This window comes from Flavobacterium sp. GW821-FHT11G01, assembly GCF_058808175.1.
Genome location: NZ_JBXARK010000001.1, coordinates 600668 through 623783 on the forward strand (window position 1 = coordinate 600668; position 23116 = coordinate 623783).

19 protein-coding genes are annotated in these 23116 nt (G+C 32.5%); 17 read left to right on the forward strand and 2 right to left on the reverse strand.

The window, feature by feature from the left end:
• The 5 genes from AC1RRN_RS02625 to AC1RRN_RS02645 all read left to right on the forward strand — a co-directional run.
• Window positions 1-3178, forward strand: a 3178-nt coding sequence (locus AC1RRN_RS02625) for an Ig-like domain-containing protein (RefSeq protein ID WP_492965802.1), incomplete at its 5' end; no start/stop codon positions are given.
• 47 nt (window positions 3179-3225) lie between these two features.
• Window positions 3226-4158 carry a PorP/SprF family type IX secretion system membrane protein gene (locus AC1RRN_RS02630; protein ID WP_492965804.1) on the forward strand — a complete coding sequence of 311 codons (933 nt, stop codon included), beginning with the start codon at window positions 3226-3228 and terminating at the stop codon, window positions 4156-4158.
• An 11-nt stretch (window positions 4159-4169) separates the two neighbouring features.
• On the forward strand, window positions 4170-6104 hold the full coding sequence (locus AC1RRN_RS02635; protein ID WP_492965805.1) for an OmpA family protein: 1935 nt from the start codon (window positions 4170-4172) through the stop codon (window positions 6102-6104).
• 246 nt (window positions 6105-6350) lie between these two features.
• Complete coding sequence (ligA, locus tag AC1RRN_RS02640; protein WP_492965806.1) at window positions 6351-8357, forward strand: NAD-dependent DNA ligase LigA; 2007 nt, start codon at window positions 6351-6353, stop codon at window positions 8355-8357.
• Window positions 8344-9039 (forward strand): hypothetical protein, encoded by a 696-nt coding sequence (locus tag AC1RRN_RS02645; protein ID WP_492965807.1) that lies wholly within the window; start codon window positions 8344-8346, stop codon window positions 9037-9039. The genes ligA and AC1RRN_RS02645 overlap by 14 nt, the downstream gene beginning before the upstream one ends.
• On the opposite strand, the gene AC1RRN_RS02650 is transcribed toward AC1RRN_RS02645, so the two are convergent.
• Both AC1RRN_RS02650 and AC1RRN_RS02655 read right to left on the reverse strand, forming a co-directional pair.
• Window positions 9025-9936 (reverse strand): bifunctional metallophosphatase/5'-nucleotidase, encoded by a 912-nt coding sequence (locus tag AC1RRN_RS02650; RefSeq protein WP_492965808.1) that lies wholly within the window; start codon window positions 9934-9936, stop codon window positions 9025-9027. The two genes, AC1RRN_RS02645 and AC1RRN_RS02650, sit on opposite strands and share 15 nt — an antisense overlap.
• A gap of 52 nt (window positions 9937-9988) precedes the next feature.
• Complete coding sequence (locus AC1RRN_RS02655) at window positions 9989-10768, reverse strand: 5'-nucleotidase C-terminal domain-containing protein (protein WP_492965809.1); 780 nt, start codon at window positions 10766-10768, stop codon at window positions 9989-9991.
• Between the two features lie 47 nt (window positions 10769-10815).
• Here AC1RRN_RS02655 and AC1RRN_RS02660 point away from each other — a divergent pair, with 47 nt between their 5' ends.
• The 12 genes from AC1RRN_RS02660 (at window position 10816) to AC1RRN_RS02715 (ending at window position 22745) form a co-directional block, all read left to right on the forward strand.
• Entirely contained in the window at window positions 10816-11328 is a 513-nt protein-coding gene (locus AC1RRN_RS02660; RefSeq protein WP_492965810.1) for a DUF6913 domain-containing protein, read from the forward strand.
• Window positions 11329-11342: 14 nt separating this feature from the next.
• Window positions 11343-12230 (forward strand): 4-hydroxy-tetrahydrodipicolinate synthase, encoded by an 888-nt coding sequence (dapA, locus tag AC1RRN_RS02665; RefSeq protein WP_492965811.1) that lies wholly within the window; start codon window positions 11343-11345, stop codon window positions 12228-12230.
• Between the two features lie 130 nt (window positions 12231-12360).
• Window positions 12361-13155, forward strand: a complete 795-nt coding sequence (locus AC1RRN_RS02670) for an outer membrane protein assembly factor BamD (RefSeq protein ID WP_492965812.1) — start codon at window positions 12361-12363, stop codon at window positions 13153-13155.
• Between the two features lie 8 nt (window positions 13156-13163).
• Window positions 13164-13481, forward strand: coding sequence for a DNA-directed RNA polymerase subunit omega (locus AC1RRN_RS02675; RefSeq protein WP_007807938.1), 318 nt, complete (start codon window positions 13164-13166; stop codon window positions 13479-13481).
• 9 nt (window positions 13482-13490) lie between these two features.
• Entirely contained in the window at window positions 13491-14705 is a 1215-nt protein-coding gene (coaBC, locus tag AC1RRN_RS02680) for a bifunctional phosphopantothenoylcysteine decarboxylase/phosphopantothenate--cysteine ligase CoaBC (protein ID WP_492965813.1), read from the forward strand.
• A 67-nt stretch (window positions 14706-14772) separates the two neighbouring features.
• Window positions 14773-15657: a type IX secretion system protein PorD gene (gene porD, locus AC1RRN_RS02685; protein WP_492965815.1), complete on the forward strand. Its 885-nt coding sequence runs from the start codon at window positions 14773-14775 to the stop codon at window positions 15655-15657.
• Between the two features lie 53 nt (window positions 15658-15710).
• Entirely contained in the window at window positions 15711-17363 is a 1653-nt protein-coding gene (gene recN / locus AC1RRN_RS02690) for a DNA repair protein RecN (RefSeq protein ID WP_492965816.1), read from the forward strand.
• A gap of 106 nt (window positions 17364-17469) precedes the next feature.
• Entirely contained in the window at window positions 17470-18660 is a 1191-nt protein-coding gene (gene fabV, locus AC1RRN_RS02695) for an enoyl-ACP reductase FabV (RefSeq protein ID WP_492965817.1), read from the forward strand.
• A 122-nt stretch (window positions 18661-18782) separates the two neighbouring features.
• The gene (locus AC1RRN_RS02700; RefSeq protein WP_492965818.1) at window positions 18783-19781 is read left to right on the forward strand and encodes a glycosyltransferase family 2 protein; all 999 of its coding nucleotides are present in this window, start codon (window positions 18783-18785) and stop codon (window positions 19779-19781) included.
• A gap of 1 nt (window position 19782) precedes the next feature.
• A complete protein-coding gene (coaE, locus tag AC1RRN_RS02705) occupies window positions 19783-20379 on the forward strand; it encodes a dephospho-CoA kinase (RefSeq protein ID WP_492965819.1) in 597 nt (198 codons plus the stop codon).
• A gap of 59 nt (window positions 20380-20438) precedes the next feature.
• Window positions 20439-22025, forward strand: coding sequence for a sensor histidine kinase (locus AC1RRN_RS02710; protein WP_492965821.1), 1587 nt, complete (start codon window positions 20439-20441; stop codon window positions 22023-22025).
• 3 nt (window positions 22026-22028) lie between these two features.
• Entirely contained in the window at window positions 22029-22745 is a 717-nt protein-coding gene (locus AC1RRN_RS02715; RefSeq protein WP_099711827.1) for a response regulator transcription factor, read from the forward strand.
• The last annotated feature ends 371 nt before the right edge of the window (window positions 22746-23116 follow it).

The following is a 23116-nucleotide window of genomic DNA, read 5'->3' on the forward strand; positions in this document are numbered from 1 at the left end:
TGCGATGACAGGAGGAAACTTGATTCCATCCACAACAGCTCTTACCACTGGTACTTATTATGCTGCAATCAAAGATCCGACAACTACTTGCGAGAGTAATGTTAGATTAGCTATTGTCATTAGTGTAACTGATCCTGGAACACCAGTGATTACAGATACAGCACAGGAATTCTGTTTGGTAAATGCACCGACTTTTGCCACTATCGACGTTAGTCCAGCTATTGCTGCGAATATTGTTTGGTATGATGCGTTGACAGGAGGAAATTTGATTCCATCCACAACAGCTCTTACCACTGGTACTTATTATGCTGCAATCAAAGATCCGACAACTACTTGCGAGAGTAATGTTAGATTAGCCATTACCATTAGCGTAACTGATCCTGGAACACCAGTGATTACAGATACAACTCAGGAATTCTGTTTGGTAAATGCACCGACTTTTGCCACTATAAATGTTAGCCCAGCTACGAATATTGTTTGGTATGATGCGTTGACAGGAGGAAATTTAATTCCATCCACAACTGTGCTTACAACAGGTACTTATTATGCTGCAATCAAAGATCCGACAACTACTTGCGAGAGTAATGTTAGATTAGCCATTGCCATAAGCGTAACCGATCCTGGAACACCAGTGATTACAGATACAGCGCAGGAATTCTGTTTGGTAAATGCACCGATTTTTGCCACTATCGATGTTAGCCCAGCTACAAATATTGTTTGGTACGATGCTTTGACAGGAGGAAATTTGATTCCATCCACAACTGCGCTTACAACAGGTACTTATTATGCTGCAATCAAAGATCCGACAACTACTTGTGAGAGTAATGTTAGATTAGCTATTGTCATTAGTGTAACTGATCCAGGAACGCCAAGTACTACAGATAATACACAAGATTTCTGTTTGGTAAATGCACCAACAGTTGCTAATATCCAGGTGAATGAAGCAAATGTAGTTTGGTACAACACTCCGACAGGCGGAACAGTTATTCCAGTAACTACAGCTTTAGTAAATGGCATTTATTATGGAGCTATTTTAGATCCGGTAACAAATTGTGAAAGTGCTACAAGATTACAAGTAACAATCAATATTAGTGATCCGTTAACACCAACCACGACAGCTACAACACAAAATTTCTGTTTAATTAGTGCGCCAACAATTGCCAATATTCAGGTTAATGAGGCAAATGTAGTTTGGTATAGCGTTGCAACTGGTGGAACTTCATTAGTTTCAACAACTGCCTTAACAAGTGGAGTTTATTATGGAGCTATAAAAGATCCTGCAACAGGTTGTGAAAGTTCTGTTCGCTTACAAGTTACAATAAATGTAACAGATCCAGGAAGACCAACTACAGCAGATAATACGCAGGATTTCTGTTTAATAAATGCGCCAACAATTGCTAATATCCAAGTGAATGAAGCAAATGTAGTTTGGTTTAGTACTCAAACTGGAGGAACAGCAATTCCGGTAACAACAGCTTTAGCAAGTGGCATTTACTACGGAGCTATTTTAGATCCGACAACAAATTGTTTAAGTGCAATCAGATTACAAGTTACTATTAAAGTAAGTAATCCTGCAACACCTACAACTATGAATGCTTCTCAAAGTTTCTGTATTACTAGTTCACCAACAGTTGCTAATATTCAGGTAAACGAGACAAATGTAGTTTGGTATAACACTTTAACTGGTGGAACAGCACTTGCCTCAACAACAGCTTTAACAAACGGAATTTATTACGGAGCAATTTTAGATCCGGTAACGGGTTGTCAAAGTACTGTTCGTTTGCAAGTAACAGTAAGCATAAACAATCCTGCTGCTACACCAACTACAAATTCTGCAACTCAAAACTTCTGTTCATTAAATGCACCAACAGTTGCCAATATTCAGGTTAATCAGGCAAATGTAGTTTGGTATAACACAGCAACAGGCGGAACAGCATTACCAGCAACAACAGCTTTGGTTACAGGAACTTATTATGGTGCTGTTTCAAGTACAATTGGTTGTGAGAATCCGGTAAGATTGGCAGTTGTAATAAATGTGAACACTCCTGGTGTTATAACAACACCAAGAACAACACAAACATTCTGTTTGTCAAAATTACCAACTGTTGCTAATATATTGGTAAATGAAACAAACGTAGTATGGTATTCTTCAGCAACAGGTGGTACACCTTTAGCAGCAAATACACAACTTACGGCTGGAACTTATTATGCTGGTGCTCTTAGTAATACAACAAATGGTTGCGAAAGCGCTACAAGATTAGGGGTAACAATTAATTTCGAAAATGATGCTCTTGTACAACTTGCATCTACTGATGATACACCATGTGTTTTCCAGGGAGTGACATATTCAATCGCAAACGGAAAATCAAACTATGTATGGTCAGTAACTAACGGAACAATTACTTCTGGCGGAGGAAACGCTGATGGTTCTGCTACTATTTCATGGTCTGATATAGGACCAGGTAAAGTGACAGTTACGTACATCAATAATTGTGACGAAACGACCACTAAAACATTGAATGTTACGGTTGCTACTTGTTCTGATTTAACAATTACCAACACAGTGAGTAATCCAACTCCAAATTTTGGAGAACAAATAACATTTACAGTAACTGTTAATAATGTTGGACAAGGTAATTTTATAAATACAGTAGTTAGTGATTTACTACCTAGCGGTTATGATTTGGTAAGTACCAGTACAACTGCAGGAACCTATAATCCGGCAACGGCACTTTGGACCATTCCAACTTTAAATGCTGGTCAAAGTGTTACACTTACTATTGTTGCAGAAGTATTGCCAGGCGGTGATTACTTAAGTGTCGCAACTGTTGAAATTTCAACTCCTTTGGATGTTGATGCAGCAAACAATTCAGCTTCAGTTTCTGTTGATCCAATTTGTTTGACAGTTTATAATGAGTTCACTCCAAACAATGACGGAGCAAATGATCTTTTCAGAATTGACTGTATCGAATCTTATCCAAATAACGAGCTAAAAGTTTATAATAGATATGGAGCATTAGTATACAGTAAACAACATTATGAAAATGATTGGAACGGAACTGCCAATGTATCTGGAGTTATAAATAGAGGAGATATGTTGCCAACAGGTACTTATTTTTATGTGATAGACATTGGAGACGGAACGGTTAAAAAAGGATGGTTATCTATAATGAGATAAGCAAACTGCATTAATCATCTAATTAATTAAACTAAATAAGTATCGTTATGAAACTATATATAAAATCATTAGAAACGTATTTCATCTTAATATGTTCTTTTATCACGTTTTGTGCCAGTGCACAACAAGACCCGGAGTACACGCAATATATGTACAACACTATGGCGGTAAATCCAGCTTATGCTGGATCTACCGGCACTTTAGAAGCAGCACTTTTATACCGCTCTCAATGGATTGGAATTGATGGGGCGCCAGAAACGCAATCGTTTACCATTCAATCACCACTTAGAAATGAACAAATAGGTTTAGGATTAAGTGTCGTTAATGACAAAATTGGTCCATCAAACGAATTGTATCTTGACGGAAACTTTGCTTATTCACTCCCTTTAGGCTATGAAAAAAGATTAGCCTTTGGGTTAAAAGCAGGGATGAGAATGTTAAATGTTGATTGGTCAAAAGGGAGATATTATGATCCAAATGATGTTTTGTTAAATCAAAATATCGACAATCAGGCAAAACTGGCAGTTGGTGCGGGGATCTATTATTATACTGAGAAATGGTATTTAGGCCTTTCAGTTCCGAGTTTTATTCAAAGTAGTTATTACGATGATGTTCAGGAATCAATTGACTATGACCGTTTGCATTACTATTTAATGGGAGGTTATGTTTTTGATTTGAATCCAAATTTAAAATTTAAACCAGCATTTTTAGTAAAAGCAGTGAGTGGAGCTCCGCTTACTGCAGATGTTTCTGCGAATTTTATGATTGCCGAGAAATTTGTAATAGGAGGTTCTTATAGAACAGATGATTCTATAAGCATCCTGGCAGGTTTTCAGATATCTAAAAGTTTTTATATTGGATACGCTTTTGATTACACTGTTAGCGATCTGAATAAATACAATGATGGTTCGCACGAAATTATCTTGCGTTATCAGTTTAACAAAGGCGAAAGTAAAATTAAATCCCCTCGATTCTTCTAAAAGTAAAACCTATGAAAAAATTATATATCCTAAGTTTAGTTTTGAGTTTTACGTTTAGTTTTGCTCAGACTAATTTAAAAAAGGCAGATGCCCTGTTTAGAAATTATGCTTACGCTGATGCTTCAAAAGCTTACGAAGAAATTTTACAGAACATCAAAAGTCCAACCGCTCAAACGTTAAAGAACGCTGCCGACTCGTATTATTTTATTTCAGATGCCAGAAATGCTTTAAAATGGTACAAAAAATTATACGAGGTTCAAGGCAATAATTTAACTGATATTTACTATCTGCGTTATATTCAGTCCTTGAAAGGGGTTATGGATTATGATGAAGCAGATAAAATGACAAAAGAATATCTTTCTAAAAAAGGAGATCAGAATGAAGTAAACAGATACGTTGCACAAAAGAAGCAAATGGATAGTTTAGCCAAAGCAAAATCTCTTTACACAGTCAAAAATCTGGATATTAATACGAGTAAATCTGACTTTGGAGCTACCTTTTTTCAAGATCGGATTGTATTTACATCGGCCAGAGATACAACAAAGTTTAGCGAAAAGCTGTATACATGGAACAATCAGCCTTTTCTGAACTTGTATGTTGCTGAAAGAAATCCTGCAGATGGAAGTTTGTTTAACGAAACAGTATTTCTTCCAAATGTAATGACCAAATATCACGAGGCAACAGCTTCTTTTGATTCTAATGGAAAGACAATTTATTATTCAACAAACATCGTTAAAAAGAATAAGTTGGTTATCGATGAAACTAAAACGAATAATTTTCAAATTGTTAAAGGTGAGATTATAAATAACAAATTAGAAAACTCACAAAAGGTTTTCTTTGATAGTGATGATTATTCTGTGGGACATCCTTCTTTAAGCGAAGACGGACGATGGCTTTTCTTTGCTTCAGATATGCCGGGAGGTATTGGCGAAACCGATTTGTATTATGTAAAAATAGCAGCTGACGGAACAATGAGTTCACCTGTTAATCTTGGACCAAAGATTAATACTATCGGAAATGATCTTTTCCCATTTTTTCGCAACGGAAAACTGTATTTTTCTTCTGATGGACACTACGGTTTTGGAGACCTGGATGTATATGAAAGTAAATTATTAGCTGACGGAACTTTCTCAGATCCCGTAAATATGGGAGCTCCAATTAACAGTAATAAAGATGATTTTACTTTTGTAATTGATAGCGCAGAAAACTACGGATATGTTTCTTCCAACAGAGCAGAAGGAAAAGGGGATGATGATATTTATTCATTTACTAAAGGGAGACCGGTATGTAATCAAAGCATTTCTGGTATTGCAATAGATCGTAAAACTAAATTGCCACTGCCTGATGTTTCTATTATGGCCTATAACTCTTATAGTGATGTTTTTGGCGAAACCAAAACTAATTATGAAGGTAAATATGCTATTGAAGTTCCGTGTGGAAAAATAGTTAAGATGATTGCTGCAAAACCAAATTATAGCAGTGATGAGAAAACAGTAGAAACGACAAAGGAAAACGGTGCTGAGATCAAAGATATTAATTTCGAATTAAGCAATTATGATGATTTAGTTGTTAAAAAGAAAGGAGTTGAAAAAGTTGATGTTAACCCAATTTACTTTGATTACGATAAATATGACATTACGCCTCTTGCAATCGAAGAGTTAACAAAAGTAGTTTTTATTATGAAAAAATTTCCAAACATCAGAATCAAGATTGAATCACATACTGATTCTCGTGGAAAAGATTCATATAACCTGAAACTTTCTGATAACAGAGCGAAGTCAACAAGAGATTATATTGTTTCACAGGATATTGATCCGTCTCGAATCGAAAGCGCAATTGGCTATGGGGAAAGCCGATTGATTAATAAATGTAAAAATGGAGTAAAATGCACAGAAGATGAACATTTGTTAAATAGACGTTCTGACTTCATCATTATTCAAAAATAGTTTTATATTTGCACTCTAATTATTTGATAATCAGTGTAAAAATATAAAACGAAGAAACCATTTGGAAGTTGGTTTTGTTTAATTCTTTTTTAAGAATAGTGGACAAGAAGAAAATCAAGTTGCATCTTTTTGCAGCTTGATTTTTGATTTTTTAAAACTTTTGTTTTTTGATGTTTTTCAGCGAAAATAATTCTAATTTTGATATTCAGTTATTCAACATTACAATCCGCATCATTTTAATATTTTATGAGTATTCAAGAAACAATTCAGGCATTACGAGAAGAACTTAATCAGCACAACTACAATTATTATGTGCTAGATAACGCCACAATTTCAGATTATGATTTTGATATTAAATTAAAACAGTTACAGGATTTGGAAGAAAAAAATCCTGAATTTTTTGACGAACATTCGCCAACGCAACGTGTAGGGGGAACCGTTACCAAGAATTTTAAAACTATTGCGCATCAATATCGTATGTATTCTTTGGATAACTCTTATTCTAAAGAAGATCTGTTAGATTGGGAAAACCGAATTCAGAGAGTTTTAGGAAATGTCAAATTAGAATATACCTGTGAATTAAAGTATGATGGAGCTTCGATTAGTATTTCCTATGAAAACGGAAAATTAGTTCGGGCGTTAACACGTGGAGATGGTTTTCAGGGAGATGAGGTAACAAATAATATTAAAACAATAAAATCAATTCCTTTACAATTAAAAGGAAATTATCCTGAGAAATTCGATATCCGAGGTGAAATTATTTTACCTTTAAAAGGTTTCGAAAAAATGAATCAGGAATTAATTGAGATTGGAGAAACGCCATACTCAAATCCAAGAAACACGGCTTCAGGAAGTTTAAAATTACAAGATAGTGCGGAGGTTGCAAAACGCCCGTTAGAATGTTTGTTATACTCAGTTACCAGCAATAACTTACCTTTTTCTTCTCAAATTGAAGGATTAGAATCTGCTAGGAATTGGGGATTTAAAGTACCAACTGAAGCGAAGTTGGTGAATAACATGCACGAAGTTTTCGACTTTATTGATTATTGGGATGTTCATCGTCATAAATTACCATACGAAACGGATGGAGTTGTTATTAAAGTAAATAGTATTCAGCATCAGCAAGAATTAGGATATACTGCAAAATCACCACGTTGGGCTATTGCTTATAAGTTTAAATCAGAACAGGTTTCCACTAAATTAAAGTCAATTTCTTACCAGGTGGGACGCACAGGAGCAATCACTCCGGTTGCAAATTTAGAACCGGTGCAATTAGCCGGAACGATCGTAAAAAGAGCTTCTTTACACAATGCAGATCAGATTGAGAAATTAGATATCAGAATAAATGATACTGTTTTTGTTGAAAAAGGAGGAGAAATTATTCCAAAAATTATAGCTGTTGATTTAGAGCAACGTCCTGAAAATTCAGTAAAAACAGAATATATTACACATTGCCCGGAATGCCAGACAGAATTAGTTCGTACAGAAGGTGAAGCAAATCATTATTGTCCGAATTTCTACGGATGTCCTCCACAGATTATTGGTAGAATCCAACATTACATCTCAAGAAAAGCTATGGACATTGAAGGTCTTGGTGGTGAAACCGTTGCGTTGCTTTTTAAGAATGATTTGGTTCATAATTATGCTAATTTATACGAATTGAAAGTTGAGGATATTCTCCATTTAGAAAGAATGGCGCAAAAATCAGCTGAGAATCTGGTAAACGGTGTTGAAAAATCAAAAGAAATTCCGTTTGAAAGCGTTTTGTTTGCGCTCGGAATCCGTTTTGTTGGTGAAACCGTTGCTAAAAAATTAGCCAAACATTACAAAAATATTGATGCACTAAGTAAGGCTTCTTTAATGGAATTAATATTAGTTGATGAAATTGGAGAACGAATTGCAAAAAGTGTAATCGAGTTTTTTGAAAATGAAGAAAATCAAAAAATAATTGAACGCCTAAAAAGTTATGGAGTTCAATTCGAAATAGTAGAAAAAATCAACCCAAATGCTACAGAAAAATTCATCGGAAAAACTTTTGTTGTTTCAGGAGTTTTTACTCAGTTTTCGAGAGATGAATTAAAGAAAACAATCGAAGATAATGGTGGGAAAGTTGGAAGCTCCATTTCTGCAAAAACAGATTTTGTGATTGCAGGAGATAATATGGGTCCAGCCAAATTAGAAAAAGCCAATAAATTAAATATTCCGATATTATCTGAGGAAGATTTTATAACTAAACTGAATGAAAGCGAATAAACCGTCGTTGATTTTGTATTTTCTGGCATTGCTGTTTACCATCATTTTTGATTGGACAGAACAGGAATATATAGCGATTTATGCCAAGGCAATAGTATTGCCGGCCATATTTTTCTATTTTTTTGTTAGCAGTGAATTTAAAATAGGGAAAACAGAAGCTTTCGTTTTTTTATTTTGTTTTGTGGGTCAGGTGTTTGATCTTATGGATGTTGAGGTTTCAGAAATTGGAGCGGTGTTAAGTTTTTTGGTGGTCTATTTACTTCTTTTAAAAATTTTCATATCGGAGCGTGAAAAAATTAAACTAACTAAAAAAGATATCTTGCCAATATCAATAGTGGTAATATTTATAGTTTATTTACTGGTATCTGTTTTAAGTCTGCAGTCAGATAATATGAAAAAATTCAATACGCTTTATACTTTTTACGGTATTGTTCTTAGTGTTTTGAGTTATTTTTGCTTTGTACGTTACATAACTAAAGGAACACATATTGCTTTGATAATGTCATTAATGGCAGTCTGCTATATCTTTTCAGATATATTTTATATTTTCAATGAATACTTTTCATACTCCGTTGTATTGGTCTTAATCAGGGATGTTACGCAAATTCTGGCCTACTATTTTATGGTCGAATATTTTCTTGAAAGATCAAAATTACAGAAAAAAGTATTATACAATAATTGATTTCCCCTGATTGGTGTGGGCTTTATCTTTATCAAAATAAAAATCGATACGGCCTAAGTTTATTCCGTAGCAACCTACCTGATTAACTAATACATTCTCTCCAGCCTTATTTTTTACAATAGTTGGTTTGTCAAGAAATGTATGAGTATGTCCACCAATGATTAAATCTATATCTTGTGTCAATTCAGCCAGTTTTAAATCGCAAATTTTAGATTCATCATCTTTGTAATTATAACCTAAGTGAGAAAGACAAACAACCAGATCACATTTTTCTTCCTTTTTTAGTTTTTGCGTCATGTCCTGTGCAATTTCCACCGGATTGTTATACACAGTTTCTTTATACATTTTTTTGTCGACCAAACCGTTAAGTTCAATTCCTAATCCAAAAACACCAACCTTAATTCCGTTTTTATTGAAGATTTTATAAGGTTTTACCAGTCCGTTCATTACGGTATTCTTAAAATCATAGTTCGAATTGATAAATTCAAAAGTTGCGTGAGGCATTTGTGCATACAAACCATCAAGACCATTGTCGAAATCATGATTTCCTATAGTTGAGGCATCGTATTTCATCATACTCATCAACTTAAATTCAAGTTCGCCTCCATAATAATTAAAATAAGGAGTTCCCTGAAAAATATCACCTGCATCTAACAAAAGTACATTTGGATTTTCCTTACGGATAGCTTCAATCAAAGTTGCTCTTCGAGATACACCACCTTTATTTGCATTACGCGGATCATCAGCCGGAAAAGGATCTATATGACTGTGAACATCATTAGTGTGCAAAATAGTTAAATGCTTAATATCGTTAGTTTCAAAACTACTTAATGACAAACCTAAACTTAGTAGGGCAGTACTTGCAGCTGTTTTCTCGATAAATTCTCTTCTTTTCATTGTATATATTTTTTGCCTAAGTGCAGTAATTTAATTTTTGAGTAGTAATGTTTTATTCGACAGTAATTCGAACATCGGTTTTAACCGGGATAGTATCAACCTCTTTAAAATAATCAATCAGCACATTTCTGATTTTATAATTTAAGTCAAATTTATCACTAGCTTTTAAAAAGAAATTCATGTTGTCACCACCATTAGCTAGGTAATCATTAGTAACTACATAATAAGTTTTAGTAACATCTATAGGTTTTCCCTGAATCAGAATATTTTTGGCGGTATTATCTTTTGATATCGTAAAAGTCATTCCAGATAGTGGTTGAGGTTTTTTCTCCTTAATAATATAGCTTGCAATTTCAAGGATTTGATTGCCGCTCAAGGCAACAACAATCAAACTGTTTTCAAAAGGCATAATTTCGTAAGCCGTTCTTGTTGTTACATTTCCTTTTGGCAAAATGGCACGAATTCCACCATGATTTAATAAACATAAATCGATACTTTTTTTCTCACGTGTTTTAAAAACTAAATTTCCTCTTTCTAAACAAACATCGGCCATTAAATTTCCAATAGTAGTTTGCCATTTTCCAGAGCTTTTGTCAAGAGTTTCAGGAGAATAAGCCAAAACACTGTCTAAATCTTTATTAATATGATCGCGATAAGGTTTGATAAAATTTTCAATTTGAGGAGTTTCATTACCTTTTTCTGTTATCGGAAGTTGTTTTCCTTCTATCTTCGTCAAATTATAATTTTTCTGACTACAGGAAAATATAAAAAAAAGTGTTAAGAATATAACAAAAAGTTTTAAAAATCCGTTATACTTTTTTAGTTTTACCATCTTAAATGCGACTTAAATAATTAATTTTGTAATCTGGTAAAAGTACTATGTTTTTAAATTATATAAAGGAATTTTTTGTAAAAAAATCATTAAAAAATAGCCTGCATATTGTCAAAAACGAAGTCTTTACAAGCAATGTGCAAACAATTGGTTTATTGATAGATGAAAGCGAATTTCGTCATTCAAAGGAATTAGTAAAAGAGTTGATTCTTCACGGAATTGCTCCTGAAAGCATAAAAATTGTTGCATATAGAGGTAAATTAGAAAAGAAAAAAACGTATTCGAGACCTACTTTTTCCAAAAAACAGATTAATTGGAAAGGGGAGTTTACTGAAGAATTTTTGAATGAATTTACTGAAACAGAATTCGATCTTTTGATTAGCTATTATGATATCGAAAAACCGATTTTAATGATGACAACAAGTAAATCAAAAGCGAAGTTTAAGGTAGGATTAGCTTCAGTCGATAAAAGATTAAATCGATGGATGATTGATACCAAATTGGAAAATTATAAACTATTCGTTTCCGAATTGTTTAAGTATTTAAAAAGTATAAAATAAATTATAAATAGAATATGCAATCATTAATAGGAACTGGTGTTGCTCTTGTAACCCCATTTAAAAAAGACTTTTCAGTTGATATCGAAGCTTTACAACGCATCGTTAATTTTTCGATTGATGGAGGAGTTGAATATCTTGTGGTTATGGGAACAACGGCTGAAAATGCTACCTTGACACAAGCCGAAAAAGAATTAGTTATAAAGACAGTAATTGATACTAATAAAGGAAGATTGCCTTTAGTTCTTGGTGTTGGTGGCAATAATACAATGCAGATTGTTGAGGAATTAAAAACAGGAGATTTTTCTGCTTTTGATGCTATTCTTTCTGTTTCTCCTTATTATAATAAGCCAACGCAGGAAGGAATTTATCAGCATTTTAAAGCTATTGCTGAAGCTTCGCCAATTCCGGTAATTTTATATAACGTTCCAGGAAGAACATCAAGTAATATGTTGCCTGCAACGGTGATTCGTCTTGCAAATGATTTTAGTAACGTTGTAGCGATAAAAGAAGCAGCAGGTGATATGGCTCAGGCTTTGCAATTGCTAAAAAATGCACCAAAAGATTTTCTTGTGATTTCTGGTGATGATATGATTGCTTTGCCAATTGTTTTGGCTGGTGGAGCAGGAGTAATCTCTGTTATCGGGCAGGGATTTCCTAAAGAATTTTCAGAAATGATCCGTTTAGGTCTGAACAGAAAAGTAAATGAAGCATTTAAAACACAATACTTTTTGTCAGACTGTATTGATATGATTTTTGAGCAGGGAAATCCAGCCGGAATCAAACAAGTGTTTCAAGCCCTTGGTATTGCTGACAATACAGTACGTTTGCCTTTGGTAATTGTTGATGATTCATTGGCAGAAAGATTGAATAAATTTGTTAAAAACAGCATTAAATTAGAGTAAAATTACCGGTATTTTATTATACCAAAAAATATTTTGTAGTAGCTAAATTAATAACTAAATTTGCCACCGGAACTTCGGTGTGATTTTGCTTTGGCATAATTGTCTAAGAAATCATAATAAAAGTAAGAAAATGAAAAAAATAGTATCTCTATTAATTGTTGTTGTCCTTTTTTGTTCTTGTAGTGATTACCAAAAAGCCTTGAAAAATGAAGATGTTGCGGCTAAGTTTGAAATGGCAACAAAGATGTATGATGCGGGAAAATATTCAAAAGCAATTCGTCTTTTTGAGCAATTGGCACCATCATATAGAGGTAAACCTCAGGCTGAAAAGCTTTTTTATATGTTTTCACAATCTTATTACAAAACAAAACAGTACTATTTAGCTGGTTATCAATTTGAAAGTTTTGTTTCAGGGTATCCACGTAGTGAAAAAGTACAGGAAGCTGCATTTTTAGGAGCTTACAGTTATTCAAAATTGGCCCCGGTTTATAGTTTAGATCAGGCTGACACTGTAAAAGCTTTAGAGAAATTACAAACATTTATTGATAATTATCCAAATTCAGAGTACATCGCTCAGGCTAACGAGGCAGTGAAAATTTTGAATGGAAAGTTAGAGAAAAAAGCATATGAAAATGCTAAAGGATATAATACTATTTCAGATTATAAATCTGCACTAGTTGCTTTTGATAATTTTATTGCTGATTTTCCGGGAACCCCTTTAAAAGAAGATGCTTTGTTCTACAAATATGATTCAGCATATCAATTAGCGATAAACAGTATTCCTTCAAAAATGGAAGAGCGTCTTAATATTGCTAAAGTTGCTTATAATAACTTGTTGAAGTATAAAAGCGATACAAAATACAAAAAACAGGCAGACGAAATGTATGCCAGAGTTGAAACAGATTTACAAAAATTTACTAAATAAATAAAGTCATGGATTTAAAAAAGACGAATGCTCCTGTAAATACAATAACATACAATAAAACTGTTATTGAAGAGCCAACAGGAAATGTGTATGAAGCAATTACCATTATGGCTAAAAGAGCAAATCAAATTAATTCTGAAATTAAAAAAGAATTAACTGAAAAATTAGAAGAGTTTGCTACTTATAATGACAGTCTTGAAGAAGTTTTTGAAAATAAAGAACAAATTGAAGTTTCTAAATTTTACGAAAAATTACCAAAACCACACGCTTTAGCTGTTCAGGAATGGTTAGACGGAAAAACTTACCACAGAGGTTCAAACAAATAATATAGTATAATGTCAGTTTTAAACGGGAAGAAAATTTTACTGGGAGTTTCTGGTGGAATTGCAGCCTATAAAACAGCCTCATTAGTACGACTTTTTATAAAAGCAGGTGCACATGTCCAAGTGATAATGACACCTGCTTCTAAGGATTTTGTAACTCCACTTACGTTATCAACCTTATCAAAAAATCCTGTTCACTCTACTTTCTTTAATCAGGATGACGAAGATGCCGTTTGGAATAATCATGTTGAATTAGGACTTTGGGCTGATTTAATGTTAATTGCTCCGGCAACTGCCAATACATTGTCTAAGATGGCGACAGGAAACTGTGACAATCTTCTTATTGCAACTTATTTATCGGCTAAATGTCCTGTTTATTTCGCTCCGGCAATGGATTTGGATATGTACAAGCATCCTTCAACTTTATCTAGTTTTACTGCCTTAAAACAGTTTGGAAATGTTATTATTCCTGCTGAAAATGGTGAGCTTGCCAGCGGTTTGTCTGGAGAAGGAAGAATGGCCGAACCAGAAAATATTGTTGCTTTTATTGAGGCCGATTTAGAAAGTAAACTGCCACTTAAAGGAAAAAAAATACTAATTACTGCCGGACCAACATACGAAGCGATAGATCCTGTACGTTTTATAGGAAATCATTCCTCCGGAAAAATGGGTTTTGATATTGCTAATGAAGCGGCAAAATTAGGTGCACAAGTTATTTTAGTTGCTGGTCCAACTCATTTTAAAACTAAAAATAATTTAGTTGAAGTTATAAATGTTGTTTCGGCGCAAGAAATGTACGATGCATGTCATTTACATTATAATCAGGTTGATGTTGCTATAGCGGCAGCGGCGGTTGCTGATTATAAGCCGAAAGTTGTTGCTTTACAGAAAATTAAAAAAGCTGCAGATGAATTCTCAATTGAGCTTGAAAAAACAAAAGATATTCTGGCATCGTTGGGAGCGATTAAAAAAGATCAGTTTTTAATTGGATTTGCTCTGGAAACTCAAAATGAAATTGAAAATGCTAAGCTGAAAATTCAGAAAAAAAACTTAGATTTGATTGTTCTTAATTCTCTGCAGGATGAAGGCGCAGGTTTTAAAAAAGAAACCAATAAAGTTACTTTTATTGATAAAGATTTTAAAATTGAGCCAATGGAACTAAAATCAAAAGAATCAGTAGCAGTTGATATTTTAAACAAGGTGATTGTGCATTTTGCAAAATTATAATTGATTTTAAGATTTCATTACAAGCATTAGTCTTTTATATTTACGCCAACGCAAACAGTATCTTTCTATGAAAAAAATAGTTACTCTTTTAGTATTTTTAATTTTTGGCTTTACACAAGCGCAACAGCTAAATTGCACCGTAACTATTAATACTGAAAGGCTGCCAAATCCTAATCAGCAGGTTTTTAAAACACTCCAGACGTCCTTATCTGAATTTCTTAATAAAACAGATTGGACAGGGGCAGTGTTAAAACAAAACGAGCGTATTAATTGTTCGATGTATATTACCTTATCATCAAATAATTCTGATCAGTTTTCAGGAACAATTCAGGTACAATCTTCGAGATTGATTTTTAATTCAACATACTCTTCTCCTATATTTAATTTTAACGATAAGGATTTTAGTTTTCGTTACACAGAGTATGAACCATTGTTGTTTAATCCTACCACTTTTGAATCTAATTTAGTATCAGTAGTTTCTTTTTATAGTTACTTAATTTTGGGAATGGATGCAGATTCGTTTCAAATGGGAGCAGGAAATCAATATCTTGAGACTGCTCAAAATATTGCAAATGTGGCACAACAGGGCGGTTATAAAGGATGGAGCCAGGCTGATGGAATTCAAAATCGTTATTATTTAATAACCGATATGATCTCGCCAATGTATAGTGATTTGCGTCAGGTTACTTATTTATATCATAATGGTTTAGATAAAATGAGTGATGATTTAAAAGGAGCTAAAGAAAGAATTAAATCTTCATTATTGCTTATTGGTAAATTTAATTCGGTTAAACCGAATGCCTTTTTAACCCGGGTGTTTTTTGATGCAAAATCAGATGAGATTGTGTCTATTTTTTCAGGAGGTCCAAATATTACAGTAAGCGATTTGTCCGATGTTTTGAATAAAGTGTCGCCTCTGAATTCTACCAAATGGTCGCAAATTAAATATTAATTTATTTTCGATTTTTACTATTTTATTAATTTCTACTATTTACATTTTATCCTATGATTACTTCGCTGTCAATTAAAAACTATGCTCTGATTGAAAAATTATCAATAGATTTTTCAAAAGGCTTTTCTATAATTACAGGTGAAACCGGTGCTGGAAAATCTATTATTTTGGGTGCCTTGGGATTGGTTTTGGGGAAAAGAGCCGATTTAACTTCTTTAAAAAATAAAGAAGAAAAATGTATTATTGAAGCGCAATTTGAAATTTCTAAATACAACTTAAAAGAGTTTTTTGAAGCAAATGATCTTGATTATGAAGATGACACCATTATAAGACGTGAAATTTTACCTTCGGGAAAATCTCGTGCTTTTATCAATGATAGTCCGGTAAATCTTCAGGAATTACAAGATTTAAGTTTATTTTTGATTGATATTCACTCGCAACAGCAAACTCAGGAATTATCAGATGAAACGGTTCAGTTTAAAATAATCGATGCTATTGCCAATAATTTTGATGTGATTGTATCATACCAAAAGCTATTGAAAGAGTATAAATCAGATAAGTCAAAATTAAATGCTTTGTTGAAAAAACAAAGTGATTCCGGTAAAGAGCAGGAATACAATACTTTTCTATTAAATGAATTGATTGCTGCTAAATTAAAATCTGGCGAGCAGGAAGAACTAGAAGCCGAATTTGAAAAGCTAAATAATGTCGAAGTTATAAAAGAATCAATAGATAAATCTTTGGTTATTGCAAATGAAGAGCAATTTGGAGTCTTTCATAATTTGAACGAGATAAAAGCTTCTCTTCAAAAAATCGCCCCATTTTCGACAGAATATCAAAGTTTATTTGAAAGAGTAACCAGTGTAGCGATTGAATTTGATGATGTTTCAAGAGAGTTGCAAAATGTTTCTGAGAAATTGTTAAACGATCCTGAAAAGCTGGAACTTACAAATCAGAAATTACAATTGATTTATAATCTGCAAAAGAAACATCAGGTAATTTCTGTTGATGAATTACTTCAAATTCAGACCAATTTAGAAAACGCTGTTATCGAATTAGGGAATATAGAAGAAGAAATCGCTTTATTGACAAATTCAATAGCGCAAAAAGTTCAGGAATTAGATGGTCTTTCTGCTGAAATTCATCAAAATAGAGCAAATGCAATTCCGGTTTTATCAAATAAATTAATTTCGATTCTGGAAACTTTAGGAATGCCAAATGTTCGTTTCAATATTGAACTTTTGCCATCAGAAAACTATTTTCAAAATGGAAAAGATGAATTGCAATTTTTATTCTCTGCCAATAAAGGAACTGATTTTGGGTTATTGAAAAAAGTAGCTTCCGGAGGAGAAATGTCACGTATTATGCTGGCTGTTAAAGCAATTTTAGCGCAATATTCAAAATTGCCAACTTTAATTTTTGATGAAATTGATACTGGAGTTTCTGGAGAAATTGCTATCAGAATGGGAGAGATTATGAAAGAGATGAGTAGAAACATGCAAATTTTTGCCATTACACATTTACCTCAAATTGCAGCAAAAGGCGATTCGCACTTCAAAGTATTTAAATCAACAGTTGACAATGATACACAATCAGAATTAAAGCTTTTGTCTCAGGACGAAAGAGTTATCGAAATTGCCCAGATGTTATCTGGAGCAGTTGTCTCTGATTCGGCTTTAAATCATGCCAAAGCCTTGTTGAACTAAAGAAATACTTTATATTTGTCATCTTAAAACTAATTCAATAAACGTAAATAACCTAATCATCTACCTCACTTTAATGATTGGAAATGAACGAATAAATAATAAAAATATGATTATAGAACCTAGAATGAGAGGATTTATTTGTTTGACATCACACCCAAAAGGATGCGAACAAAATGTAAAAAATCAAATAGAATATATAAAATCAAAAGGAGCAATTGCAGGTGCTAAGAAAGTATTGGTAATTGGAGCTTCGACCGGTTTTGGTTTAGCTTCAAGAATTACAAGTGCCTTTGGATCTGATGCAGCTACAATTGGAGTATTTTTTGAGAAACCGCCAGTTGAAGGAAAAACAGCTTCTCCGGGATGGTATAATTCTGCAGCTTTTGAAGCTGAAGCTCATAAAGCAGGTCTATATGCAAAAAGTATCAATGGAGATGCTTTCTCAAACGAAATTAAAAGACAAACATTAGATTTAATTAAAGCTGATTTAGGTCAGGTAGATTTAGTTATTTACAGTTTGGCTTCACCAATGCGTACGAATCCAAATACAGGAGTAACACATCGTTCAGTTTTAAAACCAATTGGACAAACTTTTACAAATAAAACAGTAGACTTTCATACCGGAAATGTTACAGAAGTTTCTATCGCTCCTGCAAATGAAGAAGATATTGAAAACACTGTAGCTGTAATGGGTGGAGAAGACTGGGCTATGTGGATGGATGCTTTAAAAAATGAAAATTTATTAGCTGAAGGCGCTACAACAGTTGCTTATTCTTATATTGGGCCATCATTGACTGAAGCAGTTTACCGTAAAGGTACAATCGGACGTGCAAAAGATCATTTGGAGGCTACTGCTTTCTCTATTACTGATAGTTTGAAATCTATCGGAGGACAAGCTTATGTTTCTGTAAACAAAGCGTTAGTTACTCAGGCAAGTTCTGCAATTCCGGTAATTCCATTATATATTTCTCTTTTATATAAAATTATGAAAGAAGAAGGAATTCATGAAGGTTGTATCGAGCAAATTCAACGTTTGTTCCAGGACAGATTATACACTGGATCTGATGTTCCTGTAGATGAAAAAGGCAGAATTAGAATCGATGATTGGGAAATGCGTGATGATGTTCAGGCTAAAGTGGCTAAACTTTGGGAAGAAGCTACAACTGAAACATTGCCGGCTATTGGAGATTTAGCTGGATACAAAAATGATTTCTTAAATCTTTTTGGATTTGAATTTGCTGGAGTTGATTATAAAGCTGAAGCAAATGAAGTTGTAAATATTGAAAGTATTAAGTAATAACTTATCACTATATGTAAAAACCATCAACCTAAAGTTGGTGGTTTTTTTATGAATATACCATATCTTTGTTAAAATTTTGAAATTAAAAAAATTGCCACTTTAATACCGCACATCCCATTATGATTTTTTCTTTAATTATACCCGTGTATAATCGTCCAGATGAAGTTGATGAGCTTTTAGAAAGTCTCTCAAAATCTGATTATAATGAACCTTTTGAAATTGTTCTTGTTGAAGATGGTTCATCGATTCCATGTAAAGATGTGGTGATGACCTATCAGGGAAAATTGAATATATCCTATTACTTTAAAGAAAATTCAGGCCCGGGAGATTCGAGGAATTTTGGGATGCAAAAGGCAAGAGGAGATTATTTTATCATATTTGATTCAGATTGTATTATTCCGCCTAATTATTTAACTGAGGTGCGTAAAGCGCTAAATAAAGAATACGTAGATTGTTTTGGCGGACCTGATAAAGCATTGGATAGTTTTTCAGATATTCAGAAAGCAATCAATTTTGCTATGACTTCATTTTTGACAACTGGAGGAATTCGTGGTGGTTCTGAAAAAATCAATAAGTTTCAGCCAAGGAGTTTTAATATGGGGATTTCTAAAAAAGCTTTTGAAGCTTCGAAAGGATTTGGAAATATTCATCCAGGTGAGGATCCGGATTTGTCAATTCGTTTATGGAATCTAGGTTTTGAAACGAGATTATTTTCTGAGGCATATGTTTATCATAAACGTAGAATTGATTGGGAGAAATTTTCTATTCAGGTACACAAGTTTGGAATTGCAAGACCAATATTAAATAGTTGGTATCCGGAACATAATAAATTAACCTTCTTCTTTCCTACCTTTTTTATACTAGGTTTATTATTAGCTTTTTTACTGTTAATTTTCAATATTGATATTTTATTACAATTATATTTCGTATATTTCGTTGTGATTTTTCTTGCAGCAAGCATTCAAAATAAAAGTATTAAAATAGGATACTTGTCAGTAATAGCGGTTTGGAAACAATTCTATGGATATGGAACAGGGTTTTTAAAATCATTTGTAAAAATTATTCTTTTAAAGAAAAAGCCACAAGAAGCTTTTCCTCGTATGTTTTTTAAAATATAATATGACAAAGGTTATCGGTTTAACAGGAGGGATTGGTAGTGGAAAAACAACCATCGCTAATTATTTTGCAGAAATGGGAATTCCTGTTTATATAGCCGATGACGGTGCAAGAGCAGTAATGCAGTTGGAACATGTTATAAAAGAGGTGAAAAATGTATTTGGAGAAATTGTTTTTGACAATAATGTTTTAAACAGAGCCAAACTTGCTGAAATTGTATTTAATGACAAAGAAAAATTAGCACAATTAAATGCAATAGTACATCCAGCCGTAAAAAGCGATTTTGAGGTATGGTTATTGCAACATAAAAATTATGAGTACGTAATTTACGAAGCAGCTATTTTATTCGAAAGTGGCCGATACAAAGAGTGTGATTTTATAATAACAGTTACTGCACCGGAAGAAGTTAGAATTAACAGGGTCTTAGAGCGTGATAATACCACTCGATCTCAAGTTTTGAGCAGAATGCAAATGCAATGGAAAGACGAAGATCGAATTTCCAGAAGCAATTTTGTTATTAATAACGTAAATCTTAAAATTGCTAAAGAAGAAGTTGTTAAAATTCTTAAAATTTTAGATATTAAACAAAATCAGTCTTAAATGTTAATATTTGGTTAATGTATTATTTAGTATATTGTTAAAATATTAATTTTGTTTCGATGAATAAATTATTTTTTAGAATACTTGTTTTGCTTATGAGTTTGTCCTTAATAGGGATTATTCTGGTTCAGGTATTTTGGTTCAACTCTTCGTTCAAAAATAATGACGAACAATTTAAATATCACGTTACTCAGGTAATTGGTAATGTTGCTGATAAACTTGAGCAACAAGAAGAATACAGTTTTTATGACAAATATAATCGTATAAAAGATAGTACTGGTAAAATTCCTAAGAAAGAAGATTTACTGGAAGTTCTTTATGTGCAGAGAAATACCAAAACAAATAAAACTATTGTTTATTCTAATACGCTGACTTCGGAAGATTATGATATAAGCGGCTCACTATTTAATAAAAAATTCAGTAGTGAAAGGTTTAAGAATTTCAGTTCTAAACGTGTAACAGAAGTTTATAATAACAATAATGGTATTGATAATAATGCTTTAGGACAAAGTATAATTCCGGATTTAAAAATTGAAAAATCAGGAAGTTTAGATATTTTAAATAAAGTACAACAACAAATTCAATATAAAGATATTGCTTCTTTAACGCCAATTGAAGGAAGGATTACAAAAGACAAACTTAATAAGTTATTAAAAAAAGAATTAGAAGAATATGGTGTAAAAACCAAATTTGAATTTGGAGTTCTTAACAGTGGTTTGCCAACAAAAGTAAAATCGGATGCGTTTCATTTTGATAAAGATGCAAGCTATCATATTCCGATATATACTGATAATGAAGGAAATAGTAAATATGAGCTATATATAACCTTTCCATATAAAAAGAAATTTTTGTTATCAGAGTTGTTAAGTATTACAATATTATCAATTGTATTTACATTGATTATAATAATTGCTTACACAAGTGCATTGAATCAATTGTTGCGTCAAAAGCATATTTCTGAAATTAAAACAGATTTCATAAACAATATGACGCATGAGTTTAAAACTCCAATTGCCACTATAAATTTGGCACTTGATGCGATAAAGAATCCTAAAATTATTGAAGATAAAGAAAAAGTATTTCGTTATCTCCAAATGATCAGGGACGAAAATAAAAGAATGCATGCTCAGGTTGAAAATGTTCTTCGTATTTCTAAATTAGAAAAAAGAGAACTTGATATTACAAAAGAACCAACTGCAATTCACGATATTATTGATGATGCAATTGAACATGTAAACCTAATTTTAGAAGATAGACACGGAACGGTTGTAAAACATCTAAATGCTTCAAGAACTACGTGTTTGGTAAATGAAGTGCATTTTACAAACGTTTTGGTAAATATATTAGAGAATGCAATAAAATATTCTCCAGATGTTCCGGAAATTGAAATTTTTACAGAAAATATCAAAGATATGATTCTGATAAAAGTAAAAGATAATGGACTTGGTATGAGTAAAGTTGCTCAAAAAAGAGTTTTTGAGAAATTTTACAGAGAGCATACAGGAGATCTACATAACGTAAAAGGACATGGTTTAGGTCTGGCTTATGTAAAAAGAATAGTGGAAGATCACAATGGTCAAGTATATGTTGAAAGCGAAAAAGGAAAAGGTAGCACCTTTATAATAAAAATACCATTAATAAATTAAAATATGGAAAATAATAACAAAAGAATACTTTTAGTAGAAGATGACCTTAATTTTGGGGCAGTTCTTAAAGATTATCTAATGTTAAATGACTTTGAAGTTACTTTAGCTAAAAACGGTATGGAAGGTTTCGAAAAATTCAAGAAAGATGTATACGATTTATGTATTCTTGATGTAATGATGCCTTATAAAGATGGTTATACTTTAGCCAAAGAAATTAGAGAAAAGAATAGTGAAGTGCCAATTATCTTCTTAACTGCAAAATCTATGAAAGAGGATGTGTTAAAAGGTTATAAAGCTGGTGCTGATGATTATTTGAATAAACCTTTTGATTCAGAAGTTTTATTGATGAAAATCAAAGCGATTATTCAAAGAAAATCTGCTGATACAAAAGCAGAACAAGTGCAGTTTGAATTTAATATTGGTAAATTCCATTTAAATTCTAAACTTAGATTTTTAACTTTCGAAAACGAAGAGCCAATAAAATTATCTCCAAAAGAGAACGAATTACTTAAAATGTTGATTCTTCATGAAAATGATTTAATGCCAAGAGAATTAGCATTAACAAAAATCTGGAGAGATGACAACTATTTTACTTCAAGAAGTATGGACGTTTACATCGCTAAACTTAGAAAATACTTAAAAGCTGATGAAGATGTTGAAATCTTAAACATTCACGGAGAAGGTTTCAGATTGGTTGTTAAAAGCAAAGTAACTGAATAATAAGATTCACCCAAACTAATGAAATAGTAAAGAAAGCTCTGAGAAATCAGAGCTTTTTTTATGCCTTATTTTTTCAAAAAATAAAGAATGATAAATTTATTCTTAAATTATTATATTGCTCATTATCAACACAATAATTTTATTTTTATTGATGATTTTTGCTGCTAAAATTATTTTTACATGAATTTTCCTAAAATAAATTTGGAAAATCAAAAAACAATTCTGAATATTTGCAGGCGAAAAAAATAATAACCCTTTAAAACGAAGAGAAATGTTTGTACTTACATCGACATCACAAAGCTTCACACCAAACAGATTTGGTGCAGCGCTTCTTCGTGGCTTATTTCAATCTTAGAAATTCTTTTTTAGAT